General features: G+C 49.4%; 18 protein-coding genes. 7 read left to right on the forward strand and 11 right to left on the reverse strand.

What is annotated here, in order from left to right; all coding sequences use genetic code 11:
* Positions 1-10 precede the first annotated feature (10 nt).
* On the reverse strand, positions 11-469 hold the full coding sequence (locus tag CAP48_RS04245) for a hypothetical protein (RefSeq protein ID WP_161495198.1): 459 nt from the start codon (positions 467-469) through the stop codon (positions 11-13).
* Positions 470-525: 56 nt separating this feature from the next.
* Between CAP48_RS04245 and dapA the strand changes: the two genes are divergently transcribed.
* From dapA to CAP48_RS04270, 5 genes are all read left to right on the forward strand, one after another.
* Positions 526-1,410 carry a 4-hydroxy-tetrahydrodipicolinate synthase gene (gene dapA, locus CAP48_RS04250; protein ID WP_100694796.1) on the forward strand — a complete coding sequence of 295 codons (885 nt, stop codon included), beginning with the start codon at positions 526-528 and terminating at the stop codon, positions 1,408-1,410.
* Between the two features lie 95 nt (positions 1,411-1,505).
* The gene (locus CAP48_RS04255) at positions 1,506-2,498 is read left to right on the forward strand and encodes a TRAP transporter substrate-binding protein (protein ID WP_197707239.1); all 993 of its coding nucleotides are present in this window, start codon (positions 1,506-1,508) and stop codon (positions 2,496-2,498) included.
* 17 nt (positions 2,499-2,515) lie between these two features.
* Complete coding sequence (locus CAP48_RS04260) at positions 2,516-3,037, forward strand: TRAP transporter small permease (protein ID WP_100694797.1); 522 nt, start codon at positions 2,516-2,518, stop codon at positions 3,035-3,037.
* 11 nt (positions 3,038-3,048) lie between these two features.
* Complete coding sequence (locus CAP48_RS04265) at positions 3,049-4,323, forward strand: TRAP transporter large permease (RefSeq protein ID WP_197707240.1); 1,275 nt, start codon at positions 3,049-3,051, stop codon at positions 4,321-4,323.
* 10 nt (positions 4,324-4,333) lie between these two features.
* Positions 4,334-4,837: an ureidoglycolate lyase gene (locus CAP48_RS04270; RefSeq protein WP_100694799.1), complete on the forward strand. Its 504-nt coding sequence runs from the start codon at positions 4,334-4,336 to the stop codon at positions 4,835-4,837.
* A gap of 409 nt (positions 4,838-5,246) precedes the next feature.
* Here CAP48_RS04270 and CAP48_RS04280 read toward each other — a convergent pair whose 3' ends face one another.
* Both CAP48_RS04280 and CAP48_RS04285 read right to left on the reverse strand, forming a co-directional pair.
* Complete coding sequence (locus CAP48_RS04280) at positions 5,247-6,269, reverse strand: tripartite tricarboxylate transporter substrate binding protein (RefSeq protein ID WP_242444328.1); 1,023 nt, start codon at positions 6,267-6,269, stop codon at positions 5,247-5,249.
* Between the two features lie 12 nt (positions 6,270-6,281).
* On the reverse strand, positions 6,282-7,082 hold the full coding sequence (locus CAP48_RS04285) for a mandelate racemase/muconate lactonizing enzyme family protein (protein WP_100694801.1): 801 nt from the start codon (positions 7,080-7,082) through the stop codon (positions 6,282-6,284).
* 32 nt (positions 7,083-7,114) lie between these two features.
* Here CAP48_RS04285 and CAP48_RS04290 point away from each other — a divergent pair.
* A protein-coding gene (locus CAP48_RS04290) for an IS3 family transposase (RefSeq protein ID WP_369806312.1) occupies positions 7,115-8,190 on the forward strand; the annotation gives its coding sequence in 2 pieces (ribosomal slippage) (positions 7,115-7,370 and positions 7,370-8,190; 1,077 coding nt in all).
* Here CAP48_RS04290 and CAP48_RS04295 read toward each other — a convergent pair.
* On the reverse strand, positions 8,172-8,618 hold the full coding sequence (locus tag CAP48_RS04295; RefSeq protein ID WP_100694802.1) for a hypothetical protein: 447 nt from the start codon (positions 8,616-8,618) through the stop codon (positions 8,172-8,174). The genes CAP48_RS04290 and CAP48_RS04295 overlap by 19 nt on opposite strands.
* A gap of 164 nt (positions 8,619-8,782) precedes the next feature.
* Between CAP48_RS04295 and CAP48_RS04300 the strand changes: the two genes are divergently transcribed.
* Entirely contained in the window at positions 8,783-9,712 is a 930-nt protein-coding gene (locus tag CAP48_RS04300) for a LysR family transcriptional regulator (protein WP_100694803.1), read from the forward strand.
* Between the two features lie 367 nt (positions 9,713-10,079).
* Here the strand turns inward: CAP48_RS04300 and CAP48_RS20610 are convergent, their stop codons facing one another.
* The 7 genes from CAP48_RS20610 to CAP48_RS04335 form a co-directional block, all read right to left on the reverse strand.
* Entirely contained in the window at positions 10,080-10,280 is a 201-nt protein-coding gene (locus tag CAP48_RS20610; RefSeq protein ID WP_369806323.1) for a hypothetical protein, read from the reverse strand.
* Positions 10,280-10,819: a hypothetical protein gene (locus CAP48_RS20330; RefSeq protein WP_197707268.1), complete on the reverse strand. Its 540-nt coding sequence runs from the start codon at positions 10,817-10,819 to the stop codon at positions 10,280-10,282. The genes CAP48_RS20610 and CAP48_RS20330 overlap by 1 nt, the downstream gene beginning before the upstream one ends.
* Positions 10,820-11,280: 461 nt before the next feature.
* The gene (locus tag CAP48_RS04315) at positions 11,281-12,579 is read right to left on the reverse strand and encodes a TRAP transporter large permease (protein WP_100694804.1); all 1,299 of its coding nucleotides are present in this window, start codon (positions 12,577-12,579) and stop codon (positions 11,281-11,283) included.
* A 21-nt stretch (positions 12,580-12,600) separates the two neighbouring features.
* The gene (locus CAP48_RS04320; protein WP_100694805.1) at positions 12,601-13,128 is read right to left on the reverse strand and encodes a TRAP transporter small permease; all 528 of its coding nucleotides are present in this window, start codon (positions 13,126-13,128) and stop codon (positions 12,601-12,603) included.
* 25 nt (positions 13,129-13,153) lie between these two features.
* On the reverse strand, positions 13,154-14,212 hold the full coding sequence (locus CAP48_RS04325) for a TRAP transporter substrate-binding protein (RefSeq protein ID WP_100694806.1): 1,059 nt from the start codon (positions 14,210-14,212) through the stop codon (positions 13,154-13,156).
* A 95-nt stretch (positions 14,213-14,307) separates the two neighbouring features.
* Positions 14,308-15,201 carry an NAD(P)-dependent oxidoreductase gene (locus tag CAP48_RS04330; RefSeq protein WP_100694807.1) on the reverse strand — a complete coding sequence of 298 codons (894 nt, stop codon included), beginning with the start codon at positions 15,199-15,201 and terminating at the stop codon, positions 14,308-14,310.
* Entirely contained in the window at positions 15,198-16,190 is a 993-nt protein-coding gene (locus CAP48_RS04335; RefSeq protein ID WP_100694808.1) for a transketolase family protein, read from the reverse strand. The genes CAP48_RS04330 and CAP48_RS04335 overlap by 4 nt, the downstream gene beginning before the upstream one ends.

Raw genomic sequence — 16,190 nt, forward strand, 5'->3', positions numbered from 1 at the left:
GATCAAATATTTAGGTATTTATGTGATTTTTGGATTCGAGTATCCCGCCATGTGAAACTTCGCTGGGATCGCGATCCAGAAAATACACAACAATCTGCTTGGGCGAAGTGGTGTCATACGCGAGCATCGTCGCTTCGGTAATGCGTGCTGCGGCTACCATTCGGTCTGTTTCGGTTCGCATGAACGCATGGATTTTGATGAAAATGCGATTGACGGACGCTTTATCGTGAAATCGTCCCGCGTGGCCGTACCCACGTGCGCTTACATCAAAAAAATAGATTGATACGATGGATCGAGAAATGTCGTACGCCATGCATAAACTTTCGGTTAAGAGTTCTGTTGCAACTTCTCTTTGTGCGGACGTGGCTTCGAAATCAAATACTTCTATGAATGGCATATTGCCTCCTGCTGCTTTTGTTTTGTCTGAAAATTTATTGACAAGCATAATAATATGATGATCAAATGTCAATTAATAACTAAGATATTTGATCAAAATAATCATATCAGAGTAGGAGGAATGAACCGATGGCGGATTTTCGAGGCAATTACACGGTGATGGTCACACCCTTTGACGAGGCTGGAAAGGTGGACGAGGGCGGCTTGCGCCGCTTTGTCGACTGGCAGATCGCCGAAGGCGTGCAAGGTCTGATTCCACTTGGCAGCACGGGGGAGTTTCTGTCCATGACGCGTGCAGAGCGTACTCAGGTGGCATCGGTTGTTATTCAGCAGGCTGCAGGCCGCGTGCCGGTGCTGGTCGGCACGGCAGCGGAGTGGACGGATGAGGCAGTCGATATGAGTCGGGAAGCCGAAAGGCTAGGAGCGGACGGCGTGATGATTGTGCCTCCCTTTTACTCATCTCCGACAGAAGACGAAATTTTTATCCATTACGAACGGATCGCTCAGGTCATGAGTATTCCGATCATGGTGTATAACAACCCTAGTACTTCCAATGTGGACTTGAGTGCGCAGCTGGTCGCTCGTTTATCGCACATTGACAATGTTTCCTATATCAAGGAATCTAGTGGAGATGTCACTCGTACCACGCGCATCCTTGACTTATGTGGCGACAGGATCACCGTATTCGCGGGCTATCATCCCTGGGAAAGCTACTTGGTCGGGGCGCAGGGATACGTGTCTGTCTTCTCTAATATCGCCCCCCGATTATCGACCGAATTGTTCAACGCGACGGTCGAACGTAAGGATCCCGAGACCGGTCGTCAAATCTACCATCGCGTACTCCCGTTGCTGGATGCATTAAGTGGGGATCTGTATGTATCGGCGACCAAAGCGGCACTGAACCTGATCGGTATGCCGGTTGGAGAGCCGAGAGCACCACGCTTGCCATTACCCGCCTGCCGACTGGCTCCACTCAAATCAGTCCTGAACGGATTGGGTCTTATCGAAAACTGAAGCATTTTGTCAGCGCCGTTGACGAAATAATCTGTGCGCAAAAAGCCGGCAGATGTCGGGCCGGCCTGCTTTATTCAATAAAAGGAGAGTTGGAGATGAAAGTGCTCAAGACGAGTTTGACTCACGCGCTGTTGGCGTTACTGGCGCTATATATGATTTCTATAGCGCCAGCTCGTGCCGCCGATATCGTTCTCAAGGCCAGTCATAATGCTAACCAGGATGAACCGTACCACTCCGGGATGGAACGCATGGGGGAACTCCTGAAGCAGAAGACAGGAGACAAGGCCGAAATTCAGGTATTTGCGAATGCACAACTGGGCGATGAAATGGAAAGTGTCCAGGGAACCCAGTTGGGTATTGTCGATATCGCCGTTACTGCCAATGAAGTGATGGCCAATTTTGCCCCTGATATGAGCGTGTTCGGCCTGCCCTACCTGTTTAAAGATGCGGAGCATATGGATCGCGCCGTTGGTTCCAAACAGGTACATGACCAAGTCGACCAGATCCTGACCGCCAAAGGATATCGATTGCTGGGCATTTTCTTTGCAGGCACCCGTCACATTATGTCAAAACGGCCAATAGGATCGATCAACGATATAAAAGGCATGAAGATCCGTACTTTGAATAATCCGATCCATATCGAAGCATTCAAAAGCTTTGGCGCTAACCCCACTCCCATGCCGTATACCGAGCTTTATGGGGCTTTGGAAACGGGTGTGGTCGATGGCGCGGAGGCAGCCAATACCAATTATCACTCCCGTAAATTTTACGAAGTCGCGCCAAACTGGGCAATGACGGGCTGGATAGAAATGGTTTCGCCTGTTGTCATTGGTGCGGCGAAGTTCGATTCATTACCCAAAGATATTCAAACTGCATTACTTGAAGCAGGCGCAGAGGCGTCGAAAATGGAACGCAAAGTGTATCGCGATAGCGACCAACAGCGCCTGGCGCAATTGAAACAACTGAAAGTCAATATTACTCACCCGGATATTGAGGCTTTCCGTTCTGCCTCGCAAAAGATCTACGAGAGCTATGTCAAGACGGACGGGCAAAAACAATTACTACAGACTATCCGAACTATGGACTAAAAGAAGGAGCAGGCAGAATGAAATCACATCTACAGGAATTTGCGCGCTGGGTAAACAGATTACAGCAATTGATGTCGGCGATTGTGGTTGTCCTGTTCACCGTTATGATGGGTGTTGTCCTTTTACAGATCGGCAGCCGCTATCTTTTGAGTTATGCCACTGCCTGGGCAACGGAACTATCGACATTCTGCCAAGTGTGGCTCGTCCTGCTGGGAGCTGGTGTCGCCATGGCCCGCAACCAGCACATGGCAATCGATTTGTTGCCGGCCATGCTCCCGCTTCGTTATGCTCGTATCGCCAGTATCCTGATTGCGCTCGTTGTTCTATTGTTTTTGGGGATGATGGCTTATGGCAGCATTCCGTTGGTCAGACTGGGTACGGTACAGTCTTCTCCTGCCATGGGGGTGCCCCTGTGGCTGGTCTATGCGTGTCTGCCTATCGGTGCCGCGTACATTGCGCTTGAACTGGTGGTCTCGGTTGTGCGACGCTGGGACAATCCGTTTGCCGCTCCCGAAATCGTCGATGTAGAGGTGGCATGATGAGCATGATCATGATCTGTTTTCTAGGTTTTCTGGCTCTTGGCGTGCCGCTCGTCTTTGTATTGGGGGCTGCGGCGATGATCACGTTGTTGGTGACGACCGACGTTCCCCTGACCCTGATCAGTCAGCGCATGTTCGCCGGATTGAATTCGTTTACGCTGATGGCGATTCCGTTCTTTATTTTTGCCGGTGTCATCATGGATGCGGGAGGCATCTCGCGCCGCATTGTCGATTTTTCGTCTGCGCTGATCGGCTGGATGACAGGAAGCTTGTTGCACGTGGCCTGCGTCACATCAGCGGGCCTGGCTGCGGTATCCGGATCAGGTTCGGCGGATGTCGCGGCTGTATCCTCCATTATGCAGCCTCAATTGCGACGCCGTCGATATGATGTCGATTTTTCTGCGGCAATGATCGCGTGCGCGGGAGCGATGGCACAGGTCATTCCGCCAAGTTTGACGATGGTTGTCATCGCTGTCATCGGCAATATGTCGATTGGCGCTTTGTTTCTATCGGGAGTGGTGCCGGGGTTGCTGTGTATCGGGCTTTTGCTGATTGTGTCATACTTCTTTGCGCGAAAAGGGGGCGCGCAATACAAGGAAGCGGAGCCCTTTTCATTTGTCAAGCTGCTACGGGCCACCTATGCCGCGCTACCGGCCTTCGGCATGCCTGTACTTATCGTAGGCGGTATTATCGGCGGTATCTTCACGCCGACCGAAGCGGCTGCCATGGCGGGCTTCTATGGCATGCTTGTCGGTCTGATTATATACCGTGAACTGAAACTCAGCGATCTTCCGCAACTCGTCCTGCGGGCAGCCTCGCTGTCGGCAGCCGTCATGCTGATCATTGGCACCGCTACCGTGTTTTCGTGGCTGGTTGCTAATGCTAACGTACCAACCATGTTGGCAAGCTGGCTGCGTAGCGTATCGGAGAGTCCGCTGATGTTTTTACTTTTCGTCAACGGCTTGTTCCTGCTGATTGGCATGTTCATGGAGACCATTGCCGCCATTCTTATTGTTGCTCCTGTGCTGTTGCCGATTGCCGCCAGCTTTGGCATTGATCCGATTCACTTTGCCTTGGTTGTCGTATTCAATTGTGCACTTGGCACTGTCACGCCACCGTATGGCATCTGCCTTCTGGTGGCATCAACCGTGGCCAACCGATCGCCAATCCAGGTATGGAAAAAATCATTTCCGCCCATATTAGCCATGGTCGTGGTATTAGCACTTATTACCTTTTTCCCTGAAATGTCACTGTGGTTGCCGAGATCAGCCGGCTTATTGAACTGAGCAGACAAATATGAATTTCAGGACTTTGAGGATAGAGCCACTTACACACAGCGAATTTTCCCCGTATGGCGATGTTATCGAGGTGCATGGCGCGACACAGCATTTCACGATCAATGACGGTAATACGGAGCGCTACCATGATTTGGCGCGGCTTGACCCCGGCCCGGAAGGCAAGGTCATTGTCTCCATTTTTCGCGGCCAGCCGCACAAGGCGCCAATCGAAATCAGCATGCTGGAGCGACATCCATTAGGCAGCCAGACTTTTATGCCACTCTCCGGGAAACCCTATCTCGCTGTTGTAGCACGGCCTGACGCAGAGCCTGAGATCGAAGCTGTACGCGTTTTTTTGTGTCAGGGGAACCAGGGTGTGAACTACGCAGCTGGTGTCTGGCATCATCCTTTATTGGCTCTTGAGGTCGTTTGCGATTTTCTTGTTATCGACCGCAGCGGCCCGGGCAATAACTGTGATTTCGCCCGCTTAGTACAGCCGGGACTGATCATTTCATCTTCGTGAGCAGTACACGGCTACCGTGGTGCTTAACAGCGCGCCATTTAGCACGCTGTCATGCTTGCTCCAATCAACCCGCGTTGCGGGGCACGGGCGTATTGAGCAACTGCTGCTCCCACAAGAACGCAATGCCGCTGCCGGCGACATGCTGGACAAGCACTTCGCTTAGCTCGGCGGGGTTGAAAGAAAAGAATACAGTTTGTCGATTTTTACATAGAGAAGTTCTTTTGTACCGTCGCTGTGAAACAAGGTAAAGCCCAGTTATATGCATAATTTACTGTTGTTATGTTCCGGTCATGAAAAGAAAATGCAGTCGCTTAAGTGCTGAGTAGCCCGATTTCGATGGCGTTTTATCCCGAAATCGGCCTGAGATTTTCAAACTGATCAGCACCAATAACACCTTATGTACACCAGATTACTGTTTTATTTTTTCAAACCCTATCCGTTCCGTGGTTTCGCGCCACGCAGAGATGTCCTGCTTGATCTGCTCTCCATACGCCTGTGGGGTAGTCGCAGCAGGAAATACGCCCAGCCTTTCAAAAGTTTTTTTCACGTTTGAGTCATTGAGTGCAGCATTTAGCGCTGCGTTCAAGGTTGTGACGACCGAAGGTGGTGTGTTGGCAGGGGATACGACACCGTACCAGGTGGGGTTATTCAAATCCGGGAGGCCTGCCTCAGTGTACGTGGGCACGTCGGGCAGATCATTGAGACGCGCTTCGGACTGGACTGCCAATGCGCAAAATTTTCCGTCTTTAACGTGCGATAGAGCCGAACTCACGCTATCGAACACGGCGTCGATTTGGCCCGAATAGAGATCGTTAATAGCCGGAGCCAGTCCTTTATAGGGGACGTGAAGCATTTGCGTGCCTGTCGCTGCCTGAAAACGCATGCCCGTTAAGTGAGAGAGCGTGCCCGTACCCGCTGAGCCAAAGGCAACTTTTCCCGGAGCGTTTTTAAGGTTGTCTACAAAAGTCTGCATCTTGCAGTCTGGTGCCATCTTATGTGATGTGATCAGGATGCCTGGGGATACTACAATCCGGCCAATCGGCGCGAAATCGCCTACGGGATCATACGTTAGCTTTTCGTAGATGCTCGGTGCGATAGCGTGAGTTGAAGCATTGGCGATCAAAAGTGTATATCCATCAGGCGCAGCCCGGCGTACTTTGGTCACAGCAATAGAGCCAGCAGCGCCGGCGCGATTCTCGATCACAATCGTTTGGCCCAGCTTTTTGCTCATCTCTACTTGAACAGTGCGAGCCGCGGTGTCGGCGGGGCCCCCTGGCGCCATCGGCACGACAAGTGTGATAGGCCGGTCAGGGTAGCTATCTGTCTGAGCGAGAACGGGGAAACTTGTGGCAAGCGGACTGGAAAGTACCAATAATAAAGCCGACCTGATACTTGGTTTTTTAATGAGAGTATTCATTTTTGTCTTCTCCATACTGATTTTGTGTCAACGAAGCAGATAGCCATGCCCATCACGACCAGCATTCATTGCTTCGTCTGGTGAATTGACCTGGGCATCTTTCAGTTGTTCGTAATCTGGGGTAAAACCCAGTCCGGGGCCTTTGGGTATTTCCATACGGCCATTAATCGGATCTGGCGTGCCGACGAAAAACCGCTTGCCAGTCTGCCACATCCCGTAGTGAAACTCGACGGGCCCGCCATTCATCACACCAGCCAGTAGATGCATATTAAAAATGGGCCAGCCGCCTCCGTTTGACATGGGCAAGTTGAAAGCTTGTGCCAGGTGTGCCACTTTCAGGGATTCTGTGTAGCCTCCGTTGTAAAGCACATTTGGCTGTATTACGTCTACGGATTGATTGACGATCAGCTCCCGATAGCGCCAACGGTGTCCTTCCATTTGTCCAGCAGCGATAGGAATCGAAGTATGCTGACGTAAGTCTGCAAGCGCGCGGGCATCGTTCTGCTGAATGGGTTCTTCAAACCACGTAAGATTGCACTCTTCGATCTCACTGCACAATAGCCGTGCTTCATGGAGGTTGAAATAGCAGTTGGCGTCAATCATCAGCTGTACGTTCGGTCCGATCGCATCCCGGGCGGCCCTCACTCGTCGCGCATCGTCCTGCCATGTCCGGGACGGTTCGCCCACGACCATTTTGAGAGCTCGGTGTCCTTCTGCCACGAATTTACGTCCATATTCGGCTAGCTGATCTTCGTCGAAGAACGGATATCCGAAGGTAGTATACGTATTGTAACTATCCCCTAAAATAATACAGCTGAAGCGTAGAATTTTTCTTACACTAAGAAAAAAGGATTTTTACGATGAGCAAACGGATGACAGAAAGCCAAATTGTGGCGATGTTGAAAGAAGCGGAAGCTGGGATACCGATTAAAGAGCTGTGCCGCAAGCATCATGTAGGTAACTCCACATTTTATAAATGGCGAGCCAAATATGGCGGCATGGAGCTCTCCGACGTAAAACGACTCAAAGAGCTCGAGGAGGAGAATCGTCGCTTAAAGCAGATGTATGCTGATTTAAGTTTGAAGTCTCAGTTGCAGGAAGAAATCATAAAAAAGCTGTAGTGCCTGTTGCGACGCGTAAAGACTGGGCAAAAGCGCTACAGGCACAGCATGACATCAGCGTTGTTTTAAGCTGCATGATTACGGGGATGAGTCGCACCGCGTTTTACTATCAGCCTAAACGTTGTGATGATAGCGAGGTAATTACAGTGCTAAACACGCTGGTTGAAAGACATCAACGTTGGGGGTTCCCCAAGTGTTTTAAGCGCATACGCGCTTTAGGTTACCGCTGGAATCATAAGCGTGTACAGCGTGTTTATAATGCATTGCGACTCAACATAAAGACAAAGCGCAAGCAACGCGTGCCTGCTCGCCAACCCGAACCACTCGTCGTACCTAAAAGTACGGGTCAGTGTTGGTCGATGGATTTTATGTCGGACCGCTTAGAAAATAACGTGCGATTTCGTACATTTAATGTGATTGACGATTGCAATCGCGAGTTGCTAGGAATCGATATTGGCACGGGCTTGCCGTCTGCTCGTGTCACCCGTTACCTAGATGGGCTGGCCTCTTGGCACGGCTACCCACGTAGAGTTCGTGTCGATAATGGCCCCGAGTTCACCTCCGCGGAGTTCGTTCAGTGGGCACATCAACATGGCGTTTATATTGATTATACGCAGCCCGGTTGCCCCTATCAAAACGCCTATATTGAGCGCTTCAATCGTACGTACCGCCAAGAGGTATTAGATTTATATCTTTTTACGTCGTTGAAGCAAGTTCAACACATCACGGAACACTGGACAACGATTTACAACACCGAAAGACCGCACGATTCACTCAATGACATGACACCCATTGACTATAAATTAACATTATAAATTCTATGTGTGTGGTGTATTAAAGATGGGGTATTTACAGTATCGGCCCAGTCACGGTATCCGCCCAGCAATTCGCAGACGGTGCGCCCTTCCTTTTTACCTCGTATGTCCCAAAGGGCAATATCGATCGCCGATAAAGCGTTCGATATAACTCCTGTATATGCACGGTTATTCAACTTTTTCCATACAGTGGAGTGAATCTTCTCCGTGTGATAGGGGTCCATCCCCTTGAGCGTTGGGAGCAGATGATCGGTGATTGCCGAGATGACTGCCCAGGGCAGGAACTGGCCCGTAATACCGAGACCCGAAATCCCTTCGTCGGTTTCAACTTCGACGAAGACAAATGATCTGCTTTCGATGGACTTCCCGATTCCGGGAAGGTCTATTTCGTTTCGATGTAGTGAAGCTTTAATATCAGTAATTTTCATATTGGAGTATGGATAAAGAAGAGGCCCCTGGCCTGTTGCAATCGATTGGTTGTATGCATGCGAATGGTTTGATATGCATGCTGCGTACTTTAATCGTGTCCGAGTCATCAGTCCAATTCAATGATAATATCGATTAATGAGTTTTATAGATAGGAATTGCCACAATGAATGCAACACTCAGACACCTTCGATGCTTTGTGGAAGTGGCGCTCTGGCAGAGTGTCACCAAAGCGGCGCTTCAACTGAACGTATCACAATCGGCGCTTACACTCACACTGCAGCAACTGGAAGCGTCCATCGGCGTGCGGTTATTTGACCGAACGACGCGGACGCTGCTACTCACGGCGGCGGGGGAAGAGTTTCTTCCCACCGCGCACAGGCTACTGGAGGATTTCGATTCTGCTTTGGGAAAGATGCGCGCGATCGGGGCACGGACTCGGGGTCACGTCAATATCGCCGTGGTGCCTTCAATCATGGCACTTGTGATACCAAAAATGATAGGCAAATTTATGAAATTATGCCCGAATGTCACTGTACATCTTCGGGAAGATGGTTCCACCGCTGCAGAGCAACGGGTTTTGAGTCGGGAAGCAGACTTTGGTATCACTAGTCCATTGAACCGCCTCTCAAATCTGCGTTATACGCCCCTTTTTGACGATCAATTTGCGGTTGTATTCAATACCGGGCATCCTCTGGCAAACTTAAAACGTGTTTGTTGGAGTGATTTGAATCCGTATCCGGTTATTGGTTTTTCACAGGACAGCCGACTCGCAATGCAAGTGAGGCAGATGCAATCGCCGACCGTGCCCAATCATGTACGAAGTCCGCTATGTCAGGTCAGTCATACGGCCACAATTGAATCTTTGGTTAACCAGGGATTGGGCATATGTGCATTGCCGTCACTTTCTGCGCAAAGAGTACCGTTGAATAAACTGGAATGCCGGCTGCTTGAAGAACCAGCATATCACCGACAGGTATGTCTGGTTCAGCCCGATCAGCGCAGCCTGTCGCCTGCGGCCGAAGTTATGCTTGATCTGATCCTGGAAGAAATCCCGCGTTCAGCCGTATCTGCTGGTGTCAGGATGCTTATCTAGCACTTGAAAGTGTCATTTCGCTCGCCGCCAGCATCTACCACTGCTTACCGTACCTTGTTCTCATTCACATTCCTGGACACGTCATGGAGCTGTAGCACGGCTGCATTGCGCCCGGTACGACGGCAGACAATGTTCAGATCGACAGTTATGCCGTCCTTGCGTCGAATGGGTCGGAATATCGCTACATAAAAGAGCTTTGTTTGTGCGTTCCGAAATGAGATGCGTCAGGTATCACCATATGGTCGAACTCTCCCTTCAACAACAATGGCGTTGACACTGTCCGCTTGGGCAATTTTCGACCCGATATGCTCACGCGCTGGCGCACGTTTGTGGTCACCTTGTCTATGGAGCCTGCGCGGCCAGCAATTTAAGCGCCAACTTGCTTAATCCAGTCGCGTATGTTCATTCCAACACGCTCAATGTCTGTTCGATTCAGTGTGCCGCTATGCATAATTACGTTCCGTGACCGCTCAATAACGTCCATAAGTCCGGTGGCCCACTCGATTGTTGGAATGTGAGCTTCAAAGAGTGTCCAGTTTTGCCTCAGGATGCTGACAAGGTCTCCCATTAGGGTGTAGTTAATCGGATTGTCCTCTCGTTGGACATGCCAACGGATTTTGTCCTGCGAATCTTCTCCGATACACAGGCATCCCACCTGTTTGCACCGATTTCTTCAGACAGCACTTTGGTAATTAGATCGTGTACTGAATTCTCAAAACCTGCAATAGCAATATATATGTTGGCCATAGCGCGGGCATCATCTATGGGATGGTCGTCAAGCAGATCTAACGACAAAACTCTTGCAATCTCGGACGAATCGAATTCTGCGAGTCGGCGGTTCCGCCGTCCTGCAGTATCAAGCGCCTGCTCAGTGAGATGTGCTCGATATACAAATTCGTACAGGAGGCTTTCTGGTGAGGTCATAGCAGATGGCGTCGGAGACTTTGGAACAGAGCATCGTAGACTTGTGGTGTGATCATTCGATAGCTTTTTGTCATTCTGATTATTATTGTGCGTTTCATCTGTGCCTGGGCCTGGCGTCGAGTGAGTGCTTGCTGTCGATTGAAAATTTCCTAGCTTTACCAGGGTAGTAAAAGTCATTGCCATTTTGTCTCCTTTCTAGTCCATGCACTCAGTCTATTTGCTACTAATCTATACTATTAATACAAAATGCACCATTTCAACTAACAGGAGACAGCAAATACGATAGGTATGAACATGCGATATATCCCGAGTAGGAGTTTTTCCCCGCATAACCAATGCCCATTTTTGACACCGGCAAAATCAGGCGTTATATATTTTATCGAGTTATCCATACTGGCATAAATAGAAGCCCCGAATGCACCCGAAAGTACACCGGTTTGCAATTTTCATAAAAGTAGGGGCCCCTACGCCCCCGTTGTCTATATTGAACATCACCACCGGGACATATCCGAGCTGGCCAAAATATGCAGGAAGCGAGGATGTGAATAGCGCGGCTTCCATTCACTGCGTGAACGATTGAGAAAATTGATCTATTAAGGATGACTTTTAGCAGCAGCGCCAATTTTAAAACACAATTCCAGCCGTCATTTTCCCATTCCAAGTGCATTCGGCAGACCTGTAGCTATTTCTGGAACGAACGTAACAAGCAATACTATAAACAACAGTACTGCCAGATAAGGCAATACACTCAAGCTTAGCCTTTCTACGGAAACCTTCGAAATACGTGATGCTACAAATAAATTTACCCCCAGTGGCGGAGTGAGCAACGCCATTTCATTCGTGATGACCAGGATAATACCAAAGTGAATAGGGTCTATACCTACCAGATGGAGCATAGGGAGTACCACAGGTACGAGGATAATGATTGTGGATAATGTTTCCATAAACATGCCCAGTACAATCAACACAACGATAAGCATTAAAAGAATAATTTCCGGCTGTGTGGATATACTCAAAACTGCTTCGGCCAATTTTTGCGGAATTTGTTCATATGTCATGATTTTTCCGAACAACGTGGACGTGCCGACGATGATCAGCACGGCACCGCACATATTGACACCCTCCAACAGCGCCTTATAAATATGGATTGGCTTTAATACACGATTGACAACACCGGCCACGAATAACGAATAAACGATAGCAAGTACTGAAGCCTCTACAGTTGTCGCAACACCTGAATATATTGAACCCAGGATAATGACCGGTGTCATTAACGAAAAAAAACCCTTTTTGCAAGCTTGTAGAAATACACCCAAATTGAACGATTGGGCGTACTGGCCGCCATTGAACCCATTTCTGCGGGCGAGCAGCCAAGCCATCGCGGACATCGAAAAGGCCACGACAAACCCAGGGATAAATCCAGCAGTAAACATACCAGTTAAGGAAACATTCGCCAAAATGCCGTAAATAATCATAGGATTACTTGGAGGTATGAGGATTCCGATCGTGCCGCCAGACGACGCAACAGCACCGGCATATTCTTTGCTGTATCCATTTTTAATCATCGTCGGAACCAGTAATGCACCGACAGCTGCCACGGTGCCTGGTCCGGAACCAGAGATTGCAGCAAAAAACGTACACGCCATAATCGTTGTTATACCAAGGCCACCATACATCCTGCCGACAAGCTGCTTGACGACGTCCACAATCTGGGAAGTAATATTTCCATGTTCCATTATTACCCCTGCAATAATAAAGCAGGGTATGGCCAGTAGTGGAAACATATTCAAGCCATCAAAAATCGAATTATGAATAACGGACATTGGCAAATAATCGCCAGCCACCAATGCAACTATCGATGCTATTGCCAAACTCATGAATATTGGCATGCCCATAAGGAATAGCACTGCCAGTGAAATGAGAACGAGGGTTGAAACTTCCATGGGAGCTTCCTCTAGTATGTATTATTGGAGCGGCTGCTCAATGTCTTCCCTGACCAGTCCTGTCAAAGTGCCGTCTCGCCATCTTATGTAATAATTCTCGATGATCCGCCAGCTCATCGCTATGAAACTAAGCGGAATAATCATTTCTATGTAGGCACGTACAATACCTAATGTCGGTGATAATTCAGGAAATTCGATGCCAGAACGAATGACATCCCATGACCACCAGGCAATCAATATATTGAATACCACCCATACTAGATCACACAAAATTCTGAAATACAGCCGGTATCTGAGCGGAAATAGCAGAAACTGTGCTGAGATACGTACATGCGCGGCATGCTTGGCAACCATCGGAACCGCAGCGAACGTAGCCCAGAGAAAAGTATATCTACTTAACTCTTCACTCCAGGGCACACCAGCTCCTGTGAAACTACGCATTCCCACCTGAACCACCAGACACAGCACCATTGCGCCCATGCAGGTAACACTGAGTATTTCTTCAAAATGATCATACAGCCATCGAATTGACAGTTTTTTTTTCATCATCTGACTCCTTATCGTTTATAAGGTCTCACGATTTCTTCGACATGATTTCCTGGGCTTCATCCATCATGCTCTTGCCTCCAATCTGCTTGTAGAACTTCGGCCAGATAGCGCGCGCTTTTTCCTGCCAAATAAGTCCGTCAGTTGGAGTACTGACCTGCATTCCGTGATCCACACACTCCTTCTTGGCCTGTGCCTCCAGCTTCTCAGCGTATTGCCATTCTGCTTCAGCTGCTGCCCTTGCTGCTTTAGTCACAAGTTCTTTAGATGGTTGGTCCAAACGACGAAACCACTGTTCGCTCACCAGCATAGGTCCAACCCAAAGCATGTACGGAATTTCAGTCACGTACTTTTGAACTTCCCAGAATTTATTGTCGCGGTTGACTGAGTACGGATTCTCCTGTCCATCAACAACGCCTTGTTGCAAAGCATTAAAAGTTTCTGCCCAAGCCAGAGGATGAGGCTCTACTCCCCAGGAACGAAATGCATCCAATTGCACGTCAACAGAAGGAACACGGATTTTCAATCCTTTCAAATCATCGATTTTCGTTATAGGATGTTTTGAATTGGTAATGTGACGATAGCCACCAATAAGCCAGGACAACGGGCGCGCACCACTCTGCTTGGCAATGGTTTCGCCGATTTTGTCCGTGAAAGCAGTGTCTCCGAATAATCTGGCCGCAGCATCTGTATCCGGGAACATATAAGGGAGTGAAAATATATTCGCCTGTGCTGCAAACGGCGTTAAATTGCCGACTGCCAGAACAGCCAGTTGAATTTCCTGATCCCGTAATTGCCGGACATTGGATTGCTCGTCGCCAAGGGCGCCACCATAGAAAGTCTGAACTTTAATCTGTCCATTCGACTCCTTCTCAACGATCTCTTTGAATTTATCAATAGCATAAGTGTGCACCCCTCCATTCGGGCTTGAAGTTGCTGCACGTATCGTCATACTCTTATATTCGAGCGCGTGGGCGGATACCAGCGGACTCAGAGCAATCAATGACAAGCCGACTTTTAGAAGCGAGGATGGCTGGCGTAATATGGTGGTGAAATGCTCGCGCTTGGATGATAATAGTGATTTCATGGCATGTCTCCTGATATTGTCCGGTCTGACGCCGGTTTGTATAAATATAAATAAAAGCGAACACTTGCTTGAACAAATTCCAAGCAAGCATGGTTCTATGCTGGCCGCAATCCGGCAATATCTTCAAGTACGTGAAGCATAGAAGTGCAGTCTTCTTCTGATCTTCCCCAGGGGGCCGCCAATCCAAAAGATTGTCTCGCCGCCGCTCCGATAAACAACGGAGCACCCAATTGGTCTCCCAGCTTTAACGCCAACGTAATGTCTTTCAAGCCCATTTTCAAAGGGAACTCGGGAGTGACGTCACCACGCAAAACTTTTCTTGGAAAGTTCGTCAACATTTGACCCTTTCCAGCTGGTGTTGAGCCAAAGACACGCATCGCAATCTCCCGGTCAATGCCTGCAAGACGCGCAAAAGTGAGGCCTTCGGCAGCGACGACCATATTCACCATTGAGATATAGTTGTTTATGAGTTTGAGTCGAATTGCCGTACCCAACGGGCCGACATGCAAAATATCTTCTTCTTTACCCAACTGACTCAACACTGGCATAGCGGTTGCCAAATCGTCGGATTCGCCGCCGGCAAGCACCAATAACTCACCTCGGGCCGCCTCACTCATGCCCCGACAAACGGGAACATCCATGGACCGAATACCCAATGCGCTGAGGCGTTCGGCGCAGCAATGTATATAATTTGCATCCGATGTGCTCATCTCCAGAAGCAAGGCCCCTGAGCGAAGCCCCTTTACTGCACCTGAAGCCCCAAATAAGGCCTGCTCAACGGCTTTCTCATTCGGAAGCATCGTGATGATGATATCTGCATCGATAGCAGTCTTCTCCGGCGTCTCGCCAAAGGTAAACCGTTCATCTACCAAACGCGTCTGGGCCTCGGGTGATAGATCAAAACCAACAACCTGATGGTCGCCCTGAATAAGGCGCCGGACCATAGGAATTCCCATCTTTCCAAGGCCGAAAAAGGCGATACGCATCATAGATCCTTTTTCTTGACGAGGTCGATTGCTGCGGCGACGATAGCATTTGTATCCATACCATATTTTTGGAGTAAAAATGCCCGTGATCCTCCTTCAGCAAAGGTATCCTGCAACCCGATTCTATGCAGGCGAGCAGCCACACCCTCTTGAGCCAAACACTCGGCCACAGCACTTCCCAGGCCTCCGATAATGGAATGATTTTCGGCGGTTATCACGGCACGGCAGCGACGCGCCTGTTCGAGGACGAGCGCTGTATCCAGCGGTTTGATGGATGCCATATTAACCACTGAAATTTCAATGCCGTCCGCGGAAAGCCGATCTGACGCCTCCAGTGCAGTCTCGACCATGATGCCGACCGCAAAAACGACCAGATCTGAACCTTCTCGCAATATGCTGCCTCTTCCGAAATCAAAATCACCGGCAGTCATTTCTGGACGTTTGGATAGCGCATCACGACGCATCCTCATATAGACGGGGCCAGGGCGGGCGCAACTTGCCTTTACTATCGCTGCAATCTGTTCTGGACCGGATGGTTCGGCAATCGCAACATTTGGTAATGCACGCATCAGGGCAATATCATCGATGGCCTGATGCGACACACCTAAGAGGGTTAAGACGCCGGGCAAAAAGCCGACCATTTTTACATTGGTGCGAGGATAGGCAACCTGCATGGCTATTTGATCAAACGTTCTGCGTGTCGAGAACACACTGAAAGTATGGGTCACAGCAATGTGGCCACAGCGTGCCATGCCAGCAGCCATACCCATCATGTTAGCTTCAGCAATGCCGACGTGAACGAACTGATCTGGGAGTCGATCCCGAATCTGATCTGTTTCCGTTGAGGCCACAAGGTCAGCGCAAAGGCAGATCAGCTCAGGACGACGTTCGGCTTCGGCGAACAGGGCATCGCCGTATGCGCGAGGCATTTCCTCAGCCTGCCCTCGAGCAATAAAATCATCAACCTTCAAATCATCCAGACTAGCACCCAT

The organism is Advenella sp. S44, from assembly GCF_002810445.1.
Lineage (GTDB): Bacteria > Pseudomonadota > Gammaproteobacteria > Burkholderiales > Burkholderiaceae_B > Advenella.

Coding starts and splice junctions, on each gene's coding strand:
- CAP48_RS20330 (WP_197707268.1), bottom strand. CDS start 10,819: ATGGCAATGACTTTTACTACCCTGGTAAAGCTAGGAAATTTTCAATCG.
- CAP48_RS04295 (WP_100694802.1), bottom strand. CDS start 8,618: ATGAAAATTACTGATATTAAAGCTTCACTACATCGAAACGAAATAGAC.
- dapA (WP_100694796.1), top strand. CDS start 526: ATGGCGGATTTTCGAGGCAATTACACGGTGATGGTCACACCCTTTGAC.
- CAP48_RS20610 (WP_369806323.1), bottom strand. CDS start 10,280: ATGGGAGACCTTGTCAGCATCCTGAGGCAAAACTGGACACTCTTTGAA.
- CAP48_RS04335 (WP_100694808.1), bottom strand. CDS start 16,190: ATGGGTGCTAGTCTGGATGATTTGAAGGTTGATGATTTTATTGCTCGA.
- CAP48_RS04270 (WP_100694799.1), top strand. CDS start 4,334: ATGAATTTCAGGACTTTGAGGATAGAGCCACTTACACACAGCGAATTT.
- CAP48_RS04280 (WP_242444328.1), bottom strand. CDS start 6,269: ATGGAGAAGACAAAAATGAATACTCTCATTAAAAAACCAAGTATCAGG.
- CAP48_RS04330 (WP_100694807.1), bottom strand. CDS start 15,201: ATGATGCGTATCGCCTTTTTCGGCCTTGGAAAGATGGGAATTCCTATG.
- CAP48_RS04265 (WP_197707240.1), top strand. CDS start 3,049: ATGATCTGTTTTCTAGGTTTTCTGGCTCTTGGCGTGCCGCTCGTCTTT.
- CAP48_RS04255 (WP_197707239.1), top strand. CDS start 1,506: ATGAAAGTGCTCAAGACGAGTTTGACTCACGCGCTGTTGGCGTTACTG.
- CAP48_RS04300 (WP_100694803.1), top strand. CDS start 8,783: ATGAATGCAACACTCAGACACCTTCGATGCTTTGTGGAAGTGGCGCTC.
- CAP48_RS04320 (WP_100694805.1), bottom strand. CDS start 13,128: ATGATGAAAAAAAAACTGTCAATTCGATGGCTGTATGATCATTTTGAA.
- CAP48_RS04315 (WP_100694804.1), bottom strand. CDS start 12,579: ATGGAAGTTTCAACCCTCGTTCTCATTTCACTGGCAGTGCTATTCCTT.
- CAP48_RS04260 (WP_100694797.1), top strand. CDS start 2,516: ATGAAATCACATCTACAGGAATTTGCGCGCTGGGTAAACAGATTACAG.
- CAP48_RS04325 (WP_100694806.1), bottom strand. CDS start 14,212: ATGAAATCACTATTATCATCCAAGCGCGAGCATTTCACCACCATATTA.